Origin of the sequence: Citrobacter sp. wls706 (assembly GCF_005281305.1) — a bacterium.
GTDB lineage: Bacteria > Pseudomonadota > Gammaproteobacteria > Enterobacterales > Enterobacteriaceae > Citrobacter > Citrobacter werkmanii.
In genome coordinates, this window is record NZ_SZXG01000006.1 from 195,150 (window position 1) to 215,045 (window position 19,896).

General features: G+C 53.3%; 18 protein-coding genes. 9 read left to right on the forward strand and 9 right to left on the reverse strand.

Annotation, left to right across the window (positions count from 1 at the left end; genetic code table 11):
- Positions 1-176 precede the first annotated feature (176 nt).
- Positions 177-1,160 carry a transcriptional regulator EbgR gene (ebgR, locus tag FDW92_RS02745; protein ID WP_042311105.1) on the reverse strand — a complete coding sequence of 328 codons (984 nt, stop codon included), beginning with the start codon at positions 1,158-1,160 and terminating at the stop codon, positions 177-179.
- Positions 1,161-1,369: 209 nt separating this feature from the next.
- Between ebgR and FDW92_RS02750 the strand changes: the two genes are divergently transcribed.
- Complete coding sequence (locus FDW92_RS02750) at positions 1,370-1,702, forward strand: tRNA-binding protein (protein WP_042311103.1); 333 nt, start codon at positions 1,370-1,372, stop codon at positions 1,700-1,702.
- Between the two features lie 91 nt (positions 1,703-1,793).
- On the opposite strand, the gene ygjG is transcribed toward FDW92_RS02750, so the two are convergent.
- Positions 1,794-3,173 (reverse strand): putrescine aminotransferase, encoded by a 1,380-nt coding sequence (gene ygjG, locus FDW92_RS02755; protein WP_167371260.1) that lies wholly within the window; start codon positions 3,171-3,173, stop codon positions 1,794-1,796.
- 430 nt (positions 3,174-3,603) lie between these two features.
- Between ygjG and FDW92_RS02760 the strand changes: the two genes are divergently transcribed.
- Positions 3,604-5,124 carry a PAS domain-containing methyl-accepting chemotaxis protein gene (locus FDW92_RS02760; RefSeq protein ID WP_042311101.1) on the forward strand — a complete coding sequence of 507 codons (1,521 nt, stop codon included), beginning with the start codon at positions 3,604-3,606 and terminating at the stop codon, positions 5,122-5,124.
- Between the two features lie 52 nt (positions 5,125-5,176).
- On the opposite strand, the gene FDW92_RS02765 is transcribed toward FDW92_RS02760, so the two are convergent.
- Positions 5,177-5,857: a PadR family transcriptional regulator gene (locus tag FDW92_RS02765; protein ID WP_162267385.1), complete on the reverse strand. Its 681-nt coding sequence runs from the start codon at positions 5,855-5,857 to the stop codon at positions 5,177-5,179.
- A 236-nt stretch (positions 5,858-6,093) separates the two neighbouring features.
- On the opposite strand from FDW92_RS02765, the gene FDW92_RS02770 reads away from it, so the two are divergent.
- A complete protein-coding gene (locus FDW92_RS02770; RefSeq protein WP_042311096.1) occupies positions 6,094-6,867 on the forward strand; it encodes a siderophore-interacting protein in 774 nt (257 codons plus the stop codon).
- On the opposite strand, the gene FDW92_RS02775 is transcribed toward FDW92_RS02770, so the two are convergent.
- On the reverse strand, positions 6,868-7,716 hold the full coding sequence (locus FDW92_RS02775) for a helix-turn-helix transcriptional regulator (protein WP_042311093.1): 849 nt from the start codon (positions 7,714-7,716) through the stop codon (positions 6,868-6,870).
- Positions 7,717-7,782: 66 nt separating this feature from the next.
- On the opposite strand from FDW92_RS02775, the gene cfa reads away from it, so the two are divergent.
- Positions 7,783-8,937 (forward strand): cyclopropane fatty acyl phospholipid synthase, encoded by a 1,155-nt coding sequence (gene cfa, locus FDW92_RS02780; RefSeq protein WP_042311091.1) that lies wholly within the window; start codon positions 7,783-7,785, stop codon positions 8,935-8,937.
- A gap of 40 nt (positions 8,938-8,977) precedes the next feature.
- Here cfa and FDW92_RS02785 read toward each other — a convergent pair whose 3' ends face one another.
- Entirely contained in the window at positions 8,978-10,636 is a 1,659-nt protein-coding gene (locus FDW92_RS02785) for a glycerone kinase (RefSeq protein ID WP_042311090.1), read from the reverse strand.
- A 560-nt stretch (positions 10,637-11,196) separates the two neighbouring features.
- Between FDW92_RS02785 and FDW92_RS02795 the strand changes: the two genes are divergently transcribed.
- Both FDW92_RS02795 and dhaR read left to right on the forward strand, forming a co-directional pair.
- A complete protein-coding gene (locus tag FDW92_RS02795; protein ID WP_007372185.1) occupies positions 11,197-12,294 on the forward strand; it encodes a glycerol dehydrogenase in 1,098 nt (365 codons plus the stop codon).
- A gap of 89 nt (positions 12,295-12,383) precedes the next feature.
- The gene (dhaR, locus tag FDW92_RS02800; RefSeq protein ID WP_137400539.1) at positions 12,384-14,309 is read left to right on the forward strand and encodes a dihydroxyacetone kinase operon transcriptional regulator DhaR; all 1,926 of its coding nucleotides are present in this window, start codon (positions 12,384-12,386) and stop codon (positions 14,307-14,309) included.
- Here dhaR and FDW92_RS02805 read toward each other — a convergent pair.
- The 4 genes from FDW92_RS02805 to FDW92_RS02820 are packed head-to-tail and all read right to left on the reverse strand — an operon-like array spanning position 14,287 to position 16,802.
- On the reverse strand, positions 14,287-14,817 hold the full coding sequence (locus FDW92_RS02805; RefSeq protein WP_042311088.1) for a cob(I)yrinic acid a,c-diamide adenosyltransferase: 531 nt from the start codon (positions 14,815-14,817) through the stop codon (positions 14,287-14,289). The genes dhaR and FDW92_RS02805 overlap by 23 nt on opposite strands.
- Complete coding sequence (locus FDW92_RS02810; RefSeq protein WP_042311087.1) at positions 14,818-15,171, reverse strand: glycerol dehydratase reactivase beta/small subunit family protein; 354 nt, start codon at positions 15,169-15,171, stop codon at positions 14,818-14,820.
- A gap of 16 nt (positions 15,172-15,187) precedes the next feature.
- Positions 15,188-16,351, reverse strand: coding sequence for a 1,3-propanediol dehydrogenase (gene dhaT / locus FDW92_RS02815; protein ID WP_042311086.1), 1,164 nt, complete (start codon positions 16,349-16,351; stop codon positions 15,188-15,190).
- A 22-nt stretch (positions 16,352-16,373) separates the two neighbouring features.
- Positions 16,374-16,802, reverse strand: a complete 429-nt coding sequence (locus FDW92_RS02820) for a heme-binding protein (protein WP_007372190.1) — start codon at positions 16,800-16,802, stop codon at positions 16,374-16,376.
- Between the two features lie 392 nt (positions 16,803-17,194).
- Here FDW92_RS02820 and FDW92_RS02825 point away from each other — a divergent pair, with 392 nt between their 5' ends.
- From FDW92_RS02825 to FDW92_RS02835, 3 genes are read left to right on the forward strand one after another with little or no spacing between them, the layout of a single operon-like run.
- Positions 17,195-18,862 (forward strand): propanediol/glycerol family dehydratase large subunit, encoded by a 1,668-nt coding sequence (locus tag FDW92_RS02825; protein ID WP_016243883.1) that lies wholly within the window; start codon positions 17,195-17,197, stop codon positions 18,860-18,862.
- An 11-nt stretch (positions 18,863-18,873) separates the two neighbouring features.
- Positions 18,874-19,458, forward strand: a complete 585-nt coding sequence (locus tag FDW92_RS02830; protein WP_042311082.1) for a propanediol/glycerol family dehydratase medium subunit — start codon at positions 18,874-18,876, stop codon at positions 19,456-19,458.
- Between the two features lie 2 nt (positions 19,459-19,460).
- Positions 19,461-19,889, forward strand: a complete 429-nt coding sequence (locus tag FDW92_RS02835; RefSeq protein ID WP_042311169.1) for a diol dehydratase small subunit — start codon at positions 19,461-19,463, stop codon at positions 19,887-19,889.
- The last annotated feature ends 7 nt before the right edge of the window (positions 19,890-19,896 follow it).

Consider the following 19,896-nt stretch of genomic DNA (forward strand, 5'->3'; position numbering starts at 1 on the left):
TTCATTGTAATGGTGAGTAAGTGTAATTGATGGTGATTTTAGTAAAAGTTTTACTAAAATATAGCGAGTGAGGTGATTTACTTTAACTGGATCACGAAAATAATTCGGACGCAGAAAAGAATGCATGACAATGCGCGCCCGGCATCAGAAGAAACCAGGCGGGTTAACGGGGGATTTTAGCGGGTGGTGCCGCGCAGTTTCAGTTTGCTGGGAACAAAAACCAGCAGGGGGAGCGCACGTCCATCGCGGGCTTTCTCAAACAGCAGGTTGACGCCCTGACTACCCATCATTTCCGAATGAATGCGAACGGTGGATAGTGGAGGAAAGGTGAAACGCGCCGTCGGGATATCATTAACGCTTATCAGCGAAATATCTTGCGGAATGTTCAGGCCACGCTCGTGGATAGCGCGTAGAACGCCAATCGCAATCGAGTCTGAAGCCACAAACAGGGCGCTGGGATAGTCGGGTTTCGCCAGCATTTCTTTAGCCAGTTCATAGCCTGATGAACTGGAGAAACCGCCGCGATAGATGTCCTGTTCAGAAACGACCTGCTGCAAACGACCGTATTCGACAAACGCCGCTTCGCGGATATCAGCCTTGCCTGGCTGATCTTCGCCGCCAATGAAGCCAATGCGGGTGACGCCCTGGGTAATGAAGAAGTCGATGCTCTCTTTACTAATGCGGGCCAGATCGATATCGACGGCGTCATATTCGCTGCCGGATTCATGGAAATCGATAAAGCAGATGTTGTCGGTAAGCGCTGTTGCCGCCTCGCGCAGAGCGGGAGAAGGCTTGCCAACGATAAGAATGCCGGTAATGTGTTTGCTCTCCGGCAGCCCACTGTGCTCATAGCAGTTGGTTAGTTCGATCCCCAGTTTCTCACACTGGGTTTCAATTCCATGGCGGATCGCGAGATAGTAAGGATCGTTGATTTCCAAATCCTGCTGATAGCTGTAGAGCGCCAGAATATGCTGGGGGCCGAGCGCGCTGGTCTGGTTCTTTCGGGCGCTGCTGGTTTTGTACTCCAGCTTTTCCGCGATCTCCAGAATGCGATGTTTGGTCTCTTCTTTTACATTCAGCGTGGGGTCATCGTTTAAAACCCGGGACACTGTCGCCAGGGACACGCCAGCTTCGATTGCGATGTCTTTAAGTGTTGCCATGTTTGCCTTTTCCCTGAGTTACCTGCGCATTGTAAATGAAGTGCTTATCTATTCATCTGTTTTCAGTAAAAAAAGCACGTTTAATTGACATGCTCGGGGTAAAACTGGGCTTGAAGAGTGTGATGAGTACGTCATTTTCCTGCTTTTGAGAACAATGCCTGAAAAATATTTTGCTAGTATTTAGTAAAATTTTACCAAAGGAGAAAACAATGGATACCGTCGCATTTGCTGATTTTGCCCGAATGGAAATACGAGTTGGAAAAATCGCACAGGTTAAGCGCCATGACAATGCCGATAAGCTGTATATCGTACAGGTAGATGTGGGAGGACATACGCTGCAAACCGTCACCAGTCTGGTGCCTTATTACAGCGAAGAGGAGCTGATGGGCAAAACGGTGGTGGTGCTGTGTAATCTGCAAAAGGCCAAAATGCGCGGTGAGACATCAGAGTGCATGCTGCTGTGTGCGGAAACCGACGACGGTAGTGAAAGCGTGCTGTTAACGCCAGAACGGATGATGCCAGCCGGCGTACGCATTGTGTGAGTTGTGTGATTCTGCCGGATGGCGGCTACGCCTGAGCCTACAAAGGACACACTTTCGTAGGCCAGATACTCACAGCGCCATCCGACAGGTATTACATCTGCTCCACGCTCACCCGTAATGCTGCCAGGGCTTTGCGTGTTGATCGCAACACCAGATCGCATTGCTCGATCGTTAACGTTAGCGGCGGTTCGATGCGGATCGTCTTGGCATTGTTCAGCGTCCCGGCGACCAGCACCCGCTGGCGGAACATCTCACTGGCAAAGTTATAGCCGATTTCATTATCGACAAACTCAATCGCCATCAACATGCCTTTGCCGCGTACATCGTGCACCAGATCCGGGTATTCCCGCGCAAGCTGGCGGAAACCATCCAGCAACATATCGCCTTTCTGCTCTGCCTGAGCCGGTAAATTTTGCTCCAGCAGGACGTTAATGGTGGCCAGCGCCGCCGCACAAGCGAGCGGGTTGCCGCCAAACGTAGTGGTATGCAGGAAAGGATTATCGAACAGGACGGAGAACACCTCTTCGGTGGCAATGGTTGCGCCAATCGGCATCACGCCGCCGCCCAACGCTTTTGCCAGACACATAATATCCGGCTGCACGTTTTCGTGCTCGCAGGCGAACATTTTGCCGGTACGACCCATGCCGGTCTGCACTTCGTCAAGGATCATCAGCGCGCCAAACTCATCACAGAGCTTACGAACGGCGGTCAAATACCCTTGCGGCGGCAGGATCACGCCCCCTTCGCCCTGAATAGGCTCAAGGATCACGGCGGCGACGTCGTCACCGGTCTTTTTACACTCGCTGAGCATGGTACGCATCGCGTTAATATCGCCAAATGGCACATGGCGGAATCCCGGCAGCAGCGGCATAAAGGGTTTACGGAAGGTGGATTTCGCCGTGGCGGATAGCGCGCCGAGGGATTTACCATGGAATGCGCCGCTGGTGGCAATAAATGTAAATTTACCGCGCGGCGATTGATACGCTTTCGCCAGCTTCAGGGCGGCTTCAACCGACTCGGTCCCGCTGTTACAGAAAAAACTGTATTTCAGTTTACCGGGCGCCAGTGCGGCGAGGGTTTTTGCCAGCATGGCCCGCAACGGGTCAAGTAACTCCTGGCTGTGCAGAGGTTGTTTCGCGAGTTGGTTCTGTACGGCGGAAACCACGACTGGATTACGGTGCCCCACGTTGAAAATGCCAAAACCGCCCAGGCAATCAACAAACTCCTGTCCCTGGGTGTCGACAAGCGTATTAAGGCTTCCCGCTTGCCACTCTACGGCTCCGTAATCCCCGCCTGCAGTTACAGATTTTCGATACTCTAAGAACCCCGGATTGACATGCTCCTTAAAGTACTCAATCACCTCGCGGTTTAATGATTTCATTTCCTCATGATCAAGCGTGCGCTTTTCGATGAGATTCAGTGCGTGTGCGCTGCAGGCCAGGGCCGATGCGCTGGAAGGTAACCTGTTCAAAATATGCTCCCGGAGCTGGCGTATCACATGATACTGATTTAAGTATTGCAGGGATTGCGCCATTCCGGCGCGCTTAGCAAAAATCGGGATAAACACCAGGAAATATCTCATTTGTGCAACATTTAATGCCGGTATTTAACATTTGCTGGCATTTTGCCCAGATTTGGCACCTGAAAACAGATCGAATAAACGCGTATTTGCGCTAAAAATGGGCAATGTTTGCACTGTCACGGTGCGGGAGAAGACGTGCAATTGAATAGTTACCTAATGAAAGTATTTTAAATCAACGAATTAGAATGCGTACAGATTTTGAGGTTTAATCGCAAATTGCGATCTAAATCAAATTTAACAACTAAAGATAAAAACATTATCGCCGAAATAACATAAGCCGAAAGAGTTAACAACCAGATAACCTGCACAGGACGCAACCATGTCTGCTCATCCCTACGTTAGTCAGCAAAATACACCGCTGGATGATGATATCACCCTCATGTCCACCACCGACTTACAAAGCTATATCACTCATGCTAACGATACCTTTGTCCAGGTCAGCGGCTATCAACTGAATGAATTGCTCGATAAGCCGCACAACCTGGTTCGTCATCCGGACATGCCAAAAGCGGCATTCGCGGATATGTGGTACACCCTCAAACAGGGTGAGCCGTGGAGCGGCATTGTGAAAAACCGGCGTAAGAATGGCGATCACTACTGGGTGAGGGCCAACGCGGTGCCGATGGTGCGGGAAGGGCGAGTGACCGGGTATATGTCGATTCGCACCCGGGCAACTGACGAAGAGATTGCGGCAGTAGAGCCTTTATATAAGGCGCTGAATGAAGGACGTTGCAACCGACGTATTCATAAAGGTTTGGTGGTACGCAAAGGCTGGCTGGGTAAACTCCCGGCACTGCCGATTCGCTGGCGGGTACGCAGCGTGATGGCATTGATGTTTGTCGTACTGGCGACCGCATTGCAGCAAATGGGCGCCGAATGGCCGATACTGTTGATGAGTGCGTTGGTAATGCTGCTGGGGACGGCTATTTTCGAATGGCAAATTGTGCGTCCCATCGAGAATGTCGCGCGTCAGGCGTTGAAAGTGGCGACCGGTGAGCGCAACAGCGTGTCGCATCTTAACCGCTGCGATGAACTGGGCTTGATGCTGCGAGCGGTGGGGCAACTGGGGTTAATGTGCCGTTGGCTCATCCATGATGTCTCCAGCCAGGTGAGTTGTGTGCGCAGCGACAGCGAAACGCTGGCGAAAGGCAGTGATGATTTAAACAAGCATACGCAGCAGACCGTAGAGAATGTGCAGGAAACGGTGGCCACCATGAATCAGATGGCGGCGTCGGTGAAACAAAATTCTGAGACCGCCGCCGCAGCCGATAAACTCTCGATTGCTGCCAGCAGCGCGGCAACGCACGGCGGCGAGGCGATGGATACCGTCATCAAAACCATGGATGATATTGCCAACAGCACTCAGCGGATCGGCACCATTACCACGCTGATTAACGATATTGCTTTCCAGACCAATATTCTGGCTTTGAACGCCGCCGTTGAAGCCGCGAGGGCGGGCGAGCAGGGCAAAGGCTTCGCCGTAGTGGCGGGAGAAGTGCGTCATCTTGCCAGTCGTAGCGCCAGTGCAGCCAATGATATTCGCAAGCTGATTGATGCCAGCGCCGATAAGGTGCAGTCCGGCTCCGATCAGGTGCACGCCGCGGGGCGCACGATGGACGATATTGTGGCGCAGGTGCAAAACGTCACTCAGTTGATCGCCCAAATCAGCCACTCAACGCTGGAACAGTCCGATGGTCTTTCCAGCCTGACTCGTGCGGTGAATGAACTGAGCAGCATTACGCAGAAAAATGCCGAACTGGTTGAAGAGAGCGCCAAGATTTCCGCGATGGTGAAACATCGCGCGGGTCGTCTGGAAGATGCGGTCACGGTGCTGCATTAATCTTAACCACAGCAGGCGCAACGCCGGACACGGGTTCCGCCTGCTGCGCAGATTAATCTAACTGAGTAATGTCCAGCGCGGCGCGATCGATAATACCAATGATTTTTTTGATCTGCGCCTCGCTGGTATCACCATGATTGACGCGTAGGTCCAGCACAGCTTTGAAGTTCTCCAGCGCGCGTTTCATCTGTGGATTTTTACGTAATTCAAAACCCACACAGCGGGCTTTAATACGTTCGTGGATATGTTCCAGATGTTCGCGGTTCTCATCCAGCCACTGCAGACCTTGAGTCGTGATGGCAATTTGCTTACGCCCGCCTTCCTCGTCGCTGATGGCGATCAGGGCCTGATCCTGCAACAGATCCAGCGTCGGATAGATAACGCCCGGGCTCGGGGTGTAGTTACCCTGGGTCAGGGTTTCAATCGCTTTAATCAGTTCATAGCCGTGGCTGGCGTCGCGGGTCAGGATATCCAGAATCACCAGGCGTAATTCGCCGTGACCGAAGAAGCGCTGGCGACGACCACCACCTCCGCCGCGACCGTGGCGGCGTCCGCAACCCTGTTCGTGGTGATGTTCCTGGTGACAGCCTGCGTGGCGATGCTCTTCACTTTTGCAGCAGCCTGCATGGTGCTCACTGTGGCGGCTTTCGTGGTGATGTCCTTCACCCTTGCAGCAGCCTTCGTGTTGGTGCTCTGTATGTTTACAGCAACCTTCATGATGGTTTTGCATCATCGTCTCCTGATGTTATTTAGATATATCTAATTTATATCTAAATTTTATCGGCTTGCAAGTCTATAAGATGATTTTTGTTTAATTTGATGATTTTTAATGGTTTTTATGGGTTGCTGATAGCTGTTTAATCACAAGCTGACTATATCAAAAAAGTGCTTGCAATCTTTTTGATTAGCAATCATTATCATTTAAAAATAAATTTAGATATATCGTATTATCTTCACGAAGGCGAAAAAATGACAAAAAACACCTCACGCTACCCACAGCGCGTTCGCAATGAACTGCGCTTCCGTGAACTTACCGTCCTGCGCGTAGAACGTATTAGCGCGGGTTTTCAGCGCATCGTACTGGGCGGTGACGCGCTGGACGGTTTTAGCTCGCACGGTTTTGATGACCATACCAAGGTCTTTTTCCCGGAGCCGGGCAGCCATTTTGTGCCGCCTGTTGTCACCGATGAAGGCATTGTCTGGGCTGACGGCGTACGTCCGCTCTCCCGTGACTACACGCCGTTGTATGACGAAGCGCGCCATGAGCTGGCGCTGGATTTTTATATTCATGACGGTGGCGTGGCGAGCACATGGGCGATGAATGCTCGCGAGGGTGACAAGCTGACGATCGGTGGTCCGCGCGGTTCTTTGGTGGTGCCAGAGGATTATGCGTATCAGGTTTACGTGTGTGATGAATCAGGAATGCCCGCGCTGCGCCGACGGCTGGAGTCGCTCAGCCGTTTAGCGGTACGCCCGAACGTAACGGCGCTGGTAAACGTGCAGGATGCGGCGTATCAGGACTATTTTGCCCATCTCGACGAGTTTACTATTCAGTGGTTTATCGGCCATGACGAACAGGTGGTGAACGAACATTTATCGCGGCTGAACGTGCCCGCAGACGATTATTTCATCTGGATTACCGGCGAAGGCAAGGTGGTAAAAAACCTCAGCGTTCGCTTTGAAACCGAGGCGTTCGATCAGCAACTGGTGCGCGCAACGGCTTACTGGCATCAACGCCGTTAATCAGTAATTCGATGGCGGCACGCCAAACGCCTGGCGAAATGCATAGCTAAATGCCGCGGTGCTGGAATACCCCACATCCAGCGCCACGGTGGTTATGCTTTTATTTTTCTTCAGCATTAATACCGATTCCAGAATACGCATTTTTTGCTTCCAGACGCTGAAGGGCAATCCGGTTTCTTTTTTGAAATGGCGTGAAAAGGTACGGGCTGACATGCCCAGATGCTGCGCCCAGTATTCTACTGAGTGCTCCAGGGCCGGGGATTCCTGAATTGTCCGGCACACTTTGGTTAATTCGCGATCGTGTGGCCAGGGTAATACAAAAGCGACTTCCGGGAGCTGCAGAATAATATCGACCAGAACACTAACCAGCTTACCCTCTTTTGACTGACTATCATAATGGCCCGAAATTAAATTGGTGGCGTAATGAATAAACTCTCTGGCGAAATCACTGATCGCCACCACTTTACATTCATTGATGCTCTCTTCAAGAAAACTCGGCTTAATATCCAGATTCTCTAAATACACATCATCCAGTGCCCAGACCGCATGCTCGGTATTATTGGGGATCCAGATGCCATAATGCGCTGGAATTATCCAGCATTTGCCGGCGACATCAATTCGCATGCTGCCTTTACGGGCGAAATGAAACTGCATAAAAGAGTGCGAATGTAGTGGAACATGATGGTTGGCTTCCAGGACATAAGAACGGAAGTACACGTCCTGCGGCAGCTCCGTAATGGAGTTATCGGGAAATGAATTCCACTGTTTTTGCGCGAGAGTCTCCATAAATAAATCGTCAATGCTCCCGGTGATGTGTCCGCTATTCGATAGATCTTGTCCGCAGATCATAATACATGCATTCAGTTTTCCATAATAATCTTGCGTAACGATTTTTAGCCCACTTTGGTAAATACCATGAACACGCTTTGTTCAGATGCTGTCATCGTCAATGAAACAAATGATAACTGGACCCGAATGGGGAAAGAGCTGCTTTCGCAAGCGGATATCCAGATTAATGGCTCTCGTGCCTGGGATATTCAGCTTCATCATGCCGGTTTCTTTAAGCGGGTACTGCAACAAGGCTCGTTAGGGCTGGGTGAAAGCTATATGGAAGGCTGGTGGGACTGCGAGCGGCTCGATATTCTGTTCTGCAAAATTCTCAAAGCAAAACTCGACCAGCAAATGCCGGGCAACCTGAAAGATATTTTACGCATTGCCAGCGCCCGCCTGTTTAATTTGCAGTCGCGGAGCCGCGCGTGGATTGTCGGTAAAGAGCATTATGATATTGGGAACGATCTTTTTGCGCTGATGCTGGATCCGCACATGCAATATTCCTGTGGTTACTGGAAAGACGCCACCACATTAGACGAAGCGCAAAATGCCAAATTGAAAATGATTTGTGAGAAGCTACAACTCAAACCGGGTATGCGTTTACTCGATATCGGTTGTGGCTGGGGCGGACTGGCGGAATATGCAGCGCGTTATTATGGCGTGGCGGTCGAAGGCGTCACTATCTCTAAAGAGCAGCAGAAAATGGCGCAACAGCGCTGTGAAGGGCTGGACGTTAACATTCTGCTGCAGGATTATCGTGACCTCGATAAACACTACGATCGCATTGTTTCCGTGGGGATGTTCGAACACGTCGGGCCGAAAAACTACGACACCTATTTCAGCATCGCCGACCGTTGTTTAAAACCGGACGGGCTGTTCCTGCTGCATACCATTGGCAGCAACAAAAAGGGGATGAGCGTCGATCCGTGGATCAATAAATACATTTTCCCGAACGGTTGCTTACCGGCGATTTCGCATATTGCCGAGGCCAGCGAATCGCGCTTTGTTATGGAAGACTGGCATAACTTTGGCAGCGATTACGATAAAACGCTGATGGCCTGGCACGAGCGTTTTAATCAGGCATGGCCGGAGCTGTCTTCACGTTACTCCGCCACCTTCAGAAGAATGTTTAATTACTATTTATGCGCCTGCGCTGGGGCTTTCCGCGCCAGAGATATTGAGCTTTGGCAGGTACTGTTTAGTCGCGGCGTAGAGGGCGGCATCCGCGTTTACCGTTAACGTTCTGCCTGATGCGCGAAGCGCATCAGGCATTTATGACTTAACCCAATTCACTCTCTGCCAGCGCTTTAAATACCATTGCGACGGCATGCGCGCCGGGGTCCATATTACCCAACAAGCTTTCGCTGCTCAGATACGATGCGCGACCCGCATTGGCTTTGCTCGACAGGCAGGTTCGTTCGGCTCCGGCTCGCGCGGCGTCAAAAGCGGCATGCAGGTTGTGCGGCTGCGCCAGCAGTGAGGTCAGTGCGGGTTGCAGGGCATCTATCATGGTGCGATCGCCTTCGTCTGCGCCGCCGTAGAACTTCATCTGCGCCAGACCTGTATTCAGCGCTTCGGCAACGCTAGCTCTCTGTTCCAGTTTCTGCCCGGCGGCGGTAAAGAAAATAGACATCAGCACGCCGCTGGAACCCCCCATCACCACGGTCAGGCGTTCGCCAATCAGCGCGAACAGCGTGGCAAGGTCATCCAGCGGAAGCTGCTGACGCTGCAGCAGACTGGCAATTTCACGCGCGCCAGCGGCAAAGGTTGAACCCGTATCGCCATCGCCGACTTTGGCATCCAGCGCGTTGAGATGTGCTTCCAGACCGGAAAGCGTTCCGGTGATAAGCTCCACAATCCCGGCGACCAGCGCGTTGGCAGAGGGCTGGAATTCCACGCGCGCGCTGCGCTGGGATGATGGCGCGTAGCTGATTTCACGCGGTGGGACGGGAGTCGGCCAGTTGCTGGTTTCCACTTCGGTCAGCAGCGCTTTTTCGATGCTCTCTTCAAGCACGATGGCCGTCAGTGAGAATCCTTTCATATCCAACGCGGTGACCAGCGAGGCCGGACCAATCAGCCAGTCGATACGCGGGTACAGCGGACTGCTTGCCAGTTCGCGGGTGATAATAGCCATTTCCGCAACGGACACGCCGCCAAGATTGTTAATCATCACCGCCACTCTGCCGGTTTCAGGCAGGACCGTCAGTAGCTTATCCACCATCAGGTTGACCACCTGCGCACTGTTTTGCGTATCGATAACCGAGGCTCCCGGTTCGCCATGAATACCCATGCCCAGCTCTGCATGACCCGGATGATGGCGCGGCGCGGCGTCGGTTTCTTGCGGCAGATGACAGCTGGAAAGCGCAACACCCAGGCTGAAGGTGTTGTTGGCTGCGTACTGCGCTTCACGCAGGACGGTGGCGAGGTTGTAGCCGCGTTCAGCGAAATAGCCGGCGATTTTATGCACCAGGATGGTTCCCGCAATGCCACGCGGATGTTTGTTATCCGGCAGGGAGATATCGTCACCGACTATCAGCATTTCAACGTTGTAGCCCAGGCGTCGCGCTTTCTCGGCGGCGAGACCGAAATTAAGACGGTCACCAGTGTAGTTCTTCACGATCAACAGACAGCCAGCCTCACCGGTCACTGCCTGAATAGCGGTCAGTACCGCATCCACGCTCGGGGAGGCGAACACGTCGCCGCAGACCGCCGCGGTCAGCATTCCTTTGCCGATAAACCCAACGTGCGCGGGTTCGTGTCCTGAACCGCCGCCGGAGATCACCGCCACGTTATTTTTGCTAAGGTCGCGGCGAACCACGATGCGAATGGCCGGATCGCTCTCCAGACGCGCCAGGTTATTCCACGGGCTGGTGATAATTGTACCGTCGATCACGTCGCTAACGAGATGGGGGCGTTGATTAAAAAAGAATTGAGACATAACGGCTCCTCGAGGTTGAGTGTAAGACAAACCCCCGAATGCATGTTCATGGTGCGGAGGCGATAGAGAGATTCTGGCGAAGTCAGCCTGCAAAAAAACAATGCGAAAATGAGTTTCATTACGAAACGTGATTGCTGTTTTTTGTTCCGAAATGAAACTTAATTAGGCGAGAAATCATCACAATGCGAACCAGCTCGACTTTTTTCTCCTGGGATCAGAGCAGGCCACACGGCGCAGTCAGTCTTTTTTGCGGGGTTTTACGCAGGATGGCGCGTAATTGGAGAAATTTATCATCGTGTTTGTCGGTGATTTCGCGGTAAAGGAACGGATCGAGATCGCAAACCTCATTATTTTTGTGGTTAAGTGTTCCAATATGAAACGCATGTCATTTTTATCTGTTCCATATCAGAACAAAATGACGAAAGATTTTTTTGTGCACGCCTCGCCATACAGTTATTACATCGCTCCGGTACGTCCGCTTTCGCCGTCAACATCAGGCTAAACGGGTTAACGCCAGGGCTCACCATGTAAAAACATGTACTTATTTGAGGATGAAAGGAATGCTAAAAGTTATTCAATCTCCAGCCAAATATCTCCAGGGTCCTGACGCTTCTACCTTATTTGGTCAATACGCTAAAAATCTGGCTGACAGCTTTTTCGTGATTGCGGACGACTTCGTGATGAAGCTGGCGGGAGAAAAGGTACTCAATGGTCTGCATAGCCATGACATTAGCTGCCACGCGGAACGCTTCAACGGTGAATGCAGCCATGTTGAAATTAATCGCCTGATTGCCATTCTGAAAAAACACGGTTGCCGCGGCGTGGTTGGGATTGGCGGTGGGAAAACGTTAGATACCGCCAAAGCGATTGGTTATTACCAGAAGCTGCCGGTAGTAGTGATCCCAACTATCGCATCTACCGATGCGCCAACCAGCGCGCTGTCCGTTATCTATACCGAAGCGGGTGAGTTTGAAGAGTATCTGATCTACCCGAAAAACCCGGATATGGTGGTGATGGATACCGCAATTATTGCCAAAGCGCCGGTACGTCTGCTGGTGGCCGGGATGGGCGATGCGCTCTCGACCTGGTTTGAAGCGAAAGCCTGTTATGACGCTCGGGCGACCAGCATGGCGGGCGGGCAGTCCACCGTGGCGGCGCTGAGCCTGGCGCGCCTGTGCTATGATACCCTGCTGGCGGAAGGCGAAAAGGCACGCTTAGCCGCCCAGGCTGGCGTGGTGACCGATGCGCTGGAACGTATTGTCGAAGCCAACACCTACCTCAGCGGTATCGGTTTTGAAAGCAGCGGACTTGCGGGGGCACATGCCATCCATAACGGCTTTACGATTCTGGAAGAGTGCCACCATCTGTACCACGGTGAAAAAGTCGCCTTTGGTACGCTGGCGCAGCTGGTGCTGCAGAACAGCCCGATGGAAGAGATCGAAACCGTGCTGAATTTCTGTCAGAAAGTGGGCCTGCCGGTAACGTTAGCGGAAATGGGCGTAAAAGATGACATTGATGGCAAGATCATGGCCGTGGCTAAAGCCACCTGCGCAGAAGGTGAAACCATTCACAATATGCCGTTCCCGGTGACGCCTGAAAGCGTACATGCCGCTATTTTGACGGCAGACCTGCTGGGACAGCAGTGGCTGGCGCGTTAATCGGGCATCGGTAAATTTACCCAGCATCTTCTCCCCCTCTGACAGTCTCTGCCGGAGGGGTTGTCTATGGCAAAACAGCGGAAATGGATATGACGGCGCATACGCATAGCATCGGGCAGGAAGTCTCTTCGGTTCTCGCCCAGTCCTGGCATCGTTGCAGCAAGTTCATGCAGCGGGAAACCTGGCAGGCGCCGCATCAGGCGCAAGGGCTGACCTTTGAGTCGATTTGTCGTCGTAAGACGGCGCTGCTCACGATTGCGCAGGCCGCGCTGGAAGATGCCTGGGAGTTTATGGACGGTCGTCCGTGCGCGCTGCTGATTCTGGATGAATCGGCCTGTATTCTCAGCCGTTGCGGCGATCCGCAGACGATAGAACAGCTGGCGGAGCTTGGGTTTCGCGACGGCAGCTATTGCGCGGAAAGCATTATCGGCAGCTGTGCGCTGTCGCTGGCGACAATGCCGGGCCAGCCGACAAAAACCTCTGGCGCTCAGCACTTTAAACAGGCGCTGCATCCGTGGTCGTTTTGCTCGACGCCAGTGTTCGATAACCATGGGCGTCTGTTTGGCTCCATCTCATTATGCTGTCTGGTAGAGCATGAGTCCGTTTCTGATTTATCCCTGACGCTGGCGATTGCCAGAGAAGTCGGCAATTCATTGCTGACCGACAGCCTGCTGGCAGAATCCAACCGCCATCTGAACCAGATGTACGGGCTGCTGGAGAGCATGGATGATGGCGTGATGGCCTGGAATGAGCAGGGGGTGTTGCAGTTCCTCAATGCGCGCGCGGCGCTGCTTTTGCATCTCGATGCGCAGGCCAGCCAGGGCAAAAACATTCACGACCTGCTCAATATGCCCATGCTGCTGCGTCGGGCAATTAAACATGCCCGCGGTCTGAATCACGTCGAAGTCACTTTTGAAAGCCAGCACCAGTTTGTTGATGCTGTTATCACCCTGAAGCCGATTGTTGAGGAGCAGGGCAACAGCTTTATCCTGCTGCTGCACCCGGTGGAGCAAATGCGTCAGCTGATGACCAGCCAGCTTGGTAAGGTGAGCCACACCTTTGAGCAGATGTCGACGGACGATCCAGAAACCCGACGCTTGATCCATTTTGGTCGCCAGGCGGCAAGGGGGAGTTTCCCGATCCTGCTGTGTGGGGAAGAGGGCGTAGGGAAAGAGCTGCTGAGCCAGGCCATTCACAATGAAAGCGAACGCGCCAGCGGGCCGTATATTGCCGTGAACTGTCAGCTGTATGCCAACAGCGTGCTGGGGCAGGATTTTATGGGCAGTGCGCCCACCGATGATGAAAATGGTCGGTTGAGCCGCCTTGAGCTGGCGAACGGCGGCACACTGTTTCTGGAGAAAATTGAATATCTGGCGCCGGAGCTGCAATCCGCGCTGCTACAGGTGATCAAGCAGGGGGTGTTAACCCGTCTTGATGCCCGTCGGCTGATTCCGGTGGATGTGAAAGTGATCGCCACCACTACGGTTGATCTCGCTAATTTGGTGGAGCAAAACCGCTTTAGCCGCCAACTGTATTACGCGCTGCACTCTTTTGAGATTGTTATCCCGCCGCTACGAGCGCGGCGTAACAGTATTCCCTCGCTGATTTATACGCGACTGAATAGCCTGAAAAAACGCTTTTCATACAGCCTGAAGATCGACGATGACGCGCTGGCACAACTGGTGGCTTATTCGTGGCCGGGCAATGACTTCGAGCTGAACAGCATTATCGAAAACATCGCTATCAGTAGCGATAACGGGCATATCCGGCTGAGTAATTTACCTGATTATCTGTTTGCCGAGCGTCCCGGTCTGGAGACGGCGTCTTCCCTGCTGCCTGCCAGCCTGACGTTTACCGCTATCGAAAAAGAGGCGATTATCCATGCCGCCCGCGTCACCTGTGGGCGAGTACAGGAGATGTCGCAACTGCTGAATATTGGTCGCACCACCTTGTGGCGTAAGATGAAGCAGTACGACATCGACGCCAGCCAGTTTAAGCGCAAACATCTGGAGTAGTTTCTTCGATTCTGGCCATGGAGAACAGCGCATCCGACAGCCGGTTGATATAACGCTTGGGTTCATCGCGTAACGTCAGCGTTCTGTCCATCGCGATGAGGATCCGCTCCAGCCGCCGTGCCAGGGTGCGCGCAACGTGTAGCTGTGCCGATGCCAGATTTTTCCCCGGAATGACAAATTCTTTCAGGGGGCCGCTCTGCGCCATATTGCGGTCAATAAGTTGCTCCAGCGCCTGAATATCCTCGGCGTTAATCGTCTGCGTTAAGCGGGCGAGACCTTTCTCATCGCTGGCGAGTTCCGCCCCCAGCACAAACAGCATCTTCTGGATGGCATGCAGATCCTGGCGTAATTCTGCCTGGCGCGAGCTGGCATAGCAGACGCCAAGCTGGGAAATCAGTTCATCCACCGTACCGTAGGCGTTAACGCGGATGTCGTCTTTGTCGATACGGCTGCCGCCAAACAGCGCGGTCGTGCCTTTATCACCGGTTCGGGTATAGATGCGGTACATTTATTTTATCTCGCTGAAGGGAAGCACTTTGACCAGTTGGCCTGCATTGGCGCCGAGTGTGCGGATGCGGACTATCCCGGCGGCGATATGCCCGCAGACCAGCGCCCGATCCTCGGGTAGCTGGGCGTGGGTTAGGGCAATATCACCACAGGCGCTGAGGCCGAGACCCACGCGTAGCGTTGAGCTTTTAGCCGCCAGCTTGCTGAGGGCCAGCGCGCAGTCATGCTCGTCGCAACAGATTGTCCGGCAAGGGACGCCTTGCTCTTCCAGCCCCCAGCATAGTTCATCAAGCTCGCGCGTATCCTGCCAGCGTGAGTGATAAAACAGATGTACGCCCGGTGATGAAAGTGACATTGCGCCCCCTTATTGATCAGAATGCCTGACGGAAGATCTCGGCAATTTCTTTCTCGTTCCCTTTACGCGGGTTGGAGAAGGCATTGCCGTCTTTCAGCGCCATTTCCGCCATATACGGGAAATCGGCTTCTTTGACGCCCAGCTCGCGCAGATGCTGCGGAATACCGATATCGGCTGACAGGCGAGCGATGGCGCGAATCGCCAGCTCAGCGGCATCCATGGTGGACAGACCATCGGTGTTCTCACCCATAAACTCCGCGATGTCGGCAAATTTCTCCGGATTAGCGATCAGGTTATAGCGCGCCACGTGCGGCAGCAGGACGGCGTTTGCTACGCCGTGCGGCATGTCATACAGACCGCCAAGCTGATGCGCCATCGCGTGAACGTAGCCAAGGTTGGCGTTGTTGAAGGCCATACCCGCCAGCAAAGAGGCATAGGCCATGTTCTCGCGAGCTTTCAGGTTGCTGCCCAGCGCTACGGCCTGGCGTAAGTTGCGGGCGATCAGACGAATTGCCTGGATAGCGGCGGCGTCGGTAACCGGGTTGGCATCTTTTGAAATATAGGCCTCAACGGCGTGGGTCAGGGCGTCCATTCCGGTTGCCGCAGTCAGTGGCGCAGGTTTGCCGAGCATCAGCAGTGGGTCATTGATGGAAACCGACGGCAGGTTGCGCCAGCTGACAATCACAAACTTCACTTTGGTTTTGGTATTGGTCAGCACGCAGTGGCGGGTGACTTCGCTGGCGGTACCGGCGGTGGTATTCACCGCGACGATCGGCGGCAGCGGATTGGTCAGGGTTTCAATCCCGGCATAGCTATAGAGATCGCCTTCGTGCGTCGCTGCGATGCCGATGCCTTTACCGCAGTCATGCGGGCTACCACCGCCGACGGTAACGATGATATCGCATTGCTCTTTACGAAAAACTTCCAGGCCGTCGCGCACGTTGGTGTCTTTAGGGTTTGGCTCGACGCCGTCAAACACCACCACGTCAATACCGGCTTCACGCAGATGTTCGAGGGTTTTATCAACCGCGCCGTCCTTAATGGCTCGCAGACCTTTATCAGTCACCAGCAGCGCTTTTTTACCGCCCAACAGTTTGCAGCGTTCGCCAACGACGGAAATAGCATTCGGGCCAAAAAAGTTCACATTTGGCACCAGGTAATCAAACATACGATAGCTCATAATTTACCTTCTTAGATTTAAATTATAATTCAGAGAAACAATTCAGTGCGGTTTGCGCTAATAACATGTCTTGTTCGACAGTACCGCCACTTACGCCGACAGCACCGATTAATTTATCGTTTAACATGACAGGTAAGCCGCCGCCAAAAATAACAATGCGCTGTTGATTTGTTAGCTGTAAACCATATAGTGACGCACCCGGTTGTACCGCGTCGGTAATTTCATGGGTCCCCTGCCGCAGACAGCAGGCGGTATACGCTTTATTAAGAGAAATATCACAACTGGTGACAAACGCGTCGTCCATGCGTTGCATCAGCAGCGTGTTGCCGCCGCGATCCACCACGGAAAAGACTACCGGCACGTTGATCTCAAGCGCTTTAGCCTCGACGGCCTGCGCCATTTTTTTCGCCGCCGCCAGCGTAATGGTGGCGATTGGTTGGCTCTTATTCACAGTCTCTCCTGAAAATGTTGTAGGGCTGAGGTCACGAAAATATCGCGATACAGCTATTTTTTATCATTGGGTTTGGCTTTATTTTCTCGCCGTGCGTTATTAAGTCAATAGGGTGAAAATTTAAAAAATATTAATTTAATTTTGTGTGTTGGTGTTTATTGATAATGATCATTTAACTTCGTCACAATTCGCTCCGGATATTCCTGAGAACCGTTTCAATATGGAACGATGAATTTTTATTACGTGCCAAATTGGAACGAAATTAATTTTATTTTTTTATTGCTGTGCTCATTTAGAGTTCGGCCATTGCTGATGAAAGGCGAATGCCGGGTGGTGTGTCCCCGGCAATACGGCCCGGCGTCCCTATTTTTTATCTTTTGAGTCCATAAACTATGAGAAGATCAAAACGATTCGAAGTGCTTGCGAAGCGCCCTGTAAATCAGGATGGGCTGATTGGCGAATGGCCTGAAGAGGGGCTGATCGCCATGGAAAGCCCCTACGATCCGGCTTCGTCGGTGAAGGTAGAGAATGGTCGTATTGTTGAGCTGGACGGCAAGAGCCGCGCCGAGTTCGACATGATTGACCGTTTTATTGCCGACTACGCGATTAACGTAGCTGAAACTGAACGGGCAATGCGGCTCGACGCGCTGGAGATCGCCAGAATGCTGGTGGATATCCACGTCAGCCGGGAAGAGATTGTTGCTATTACCACCGCTATCACCCCGGCGAAAGCGGTGGAGGTGATGGCGCAAATGAACGTGGTGGAAATGATGATGGCGCTGCAAAAAATGCGCGCCAGACGCACGCCGTCCAACCAGTGCCATGTCACCAACCTGAAAGACAACCCGGTACAGATTGCCGCCGATGCGGCTGAAGCGGGGATCCGTGGTTTTTCAGAACAGGAAACGACGGTCGGGATCGCCCGCTATGCACCGTTTAACGCCCTGGCGCTGCTGGTCGGTTCCCAGTGCGGTCGCCCCGGCGTGCTCACGCAATGTTCCGTTGAGGAGGCGACTGAGCTGGAGCTGGGGATGCGCGGGTTAACCAGCTACGCCGAAACCGTGTCGGTATACGGTACAGAGTCGGTGTTTACCGACGGCGATGATACGCCGTGGTCCAAAGCGTTTCTCGCCTCGGCCTATGCGTCTCGCGGACTGAAAATGCGTTACACCTCTGGCACCGGTTCGGAAGCGCTGATGGGCTATTCCGAGAGTAAATCGATGCTCTATCTGGAGTCGCGCTGCATCTTTATCACCAAAGGCGCGGGCGTACAGGGGCTGCAAAACGGTGCGGTCAGCTGTATTGGCATGACCGGCGCGGTGCCGTCGGGGATCCGCGCGGTGCTGGCGGAAAACCTGATTGCCTCAATGCTCGACCTTGAAGTGGCCTCCGCCAATGACCAGACCTTTTCCCACTCTGATATTCGCCGTACCGCCCGTACCCTGATGCAAATGCTTCCCGGCACCGACTTTATCTTCTCCGGCTATAGCGCCGTACCGAACTACGACAACATGTTTGCCGGGTCGAACTTCGACGCGGAAGACTTCGATGATTACAACATTCTGCAACGCGATCTGATGGTTGACGGTGGTCTGCGTCCTGTAACCGAAGAAGAAACCATCGCCATCCGCAACAAGGCGGCACGCGCCATTCAGGCGGTGTTCCGCGAACTGGGCCTGCCGCTGATTAGCGATGAGGAGGTTGAGGCCGCCACTTATGCTCACGGCAGCAAAGATATGCCCGCGCGCAATGTGGTGGAAGATCTGGCTGCCGTGGAAGAGATGATGAAGCGCAATATCACCGGGCTGGATATCGTCGGCGCGCTAAGCCGTAGCGGCTTCGAAGATATCGCCAGTAACATTCTCAATATGCTGAGACAGCGCGTCACCGGTGATTACCTGCAAACGTCGGCCATTCTGGATCGCCAGTTTGAGGTGGTAAGCGCCGTTAACGACATTAATGATTATCAGGGACCAGGCACCGGCTATCGCATCTCTGCCGAGCGCTGGGCGGAAATTAAAAATATCGCGGGCGTGGTTCAGCCAGGCTCAATTGAATAAGGTGGTACACCGTGGAATGCACAACTGAACGTAAGCCGGTTTTCACCTTGCAGGTAAGCGAAGGCGAAGCGGCTAAAGCGAACGAACGCGTAGATGAAGTGGTGATTGGCGTCGCTCCGGCCTTTGATAAGCACCAGCACAAGACCCTGATTGATATGCCGCATAAGGCGATTCTTAAAGAGCTGGTGGCGGGGATCGAAGAAGAGGGGCTGCATGCGCGGGTGGTAAGAATTCTGCGCACCTCGGATGTTTCTTTTATGGCGTGGGACGCGGCAAACCTCAGCGGTTCCGGCATCGGGATTGGTATCCAGTCGAAGGGAACCACGGTGATTCATCAGCGCGATCTGCTGCCGCTGAGTAACCTGGAGCTGTTCTCTCAGGCTCCGCTGCTGACGCTGGAAACCTATCGCCAGATCGGTAAAAACGCCGCGCGCTATGCACGCAAAGAGTCGCCTTCGCCGGTGCCGGTGGTCAATGACCAGATGGTGCGCCCTAAATTTATGGCCAAGGCCGCGCTGTTTCACATCAAAGAAACCAAACATGTGGTGCAGGATGCTGCGCCTGTCACGCTGCATATTGCACTGGTGAGGGAATGACCATGAACGACAACATCATGACCGCGCAGGATTACCCATTAGCCACCCGCTGCCCGGAGAAAATCCAGACGCCTGGCGGGAAACCGTTAACCGACATTACCCTTGAGAATGTGCTGGCAGGCAAGGTCGGGCCGCAGGATGTGCGTATTTCTCAGCAAACGCTGGAGTACCAGGCGCAGATTGCCGAACAGATGCAGCGTCACGCCGTGGCGCGCAATTTCCGTCGCGCGGCGGAACTGATTGCCATCCCGGATGCTCGTATTCTGGAAATCTATAATGCGCTACGTCCGTTTCGTTCTTCATTCGCGGAACTACAGGCGATTGCCGATGAGCTGGAGCACACCTGGCATGCCACGGTGAACGCTGCCTTTGTCCGCGAGTCGGCAGATGTGTATCAGCAGAGAAACAAGCTGCGTAAAGGTAGCCAGTGACGGAGGG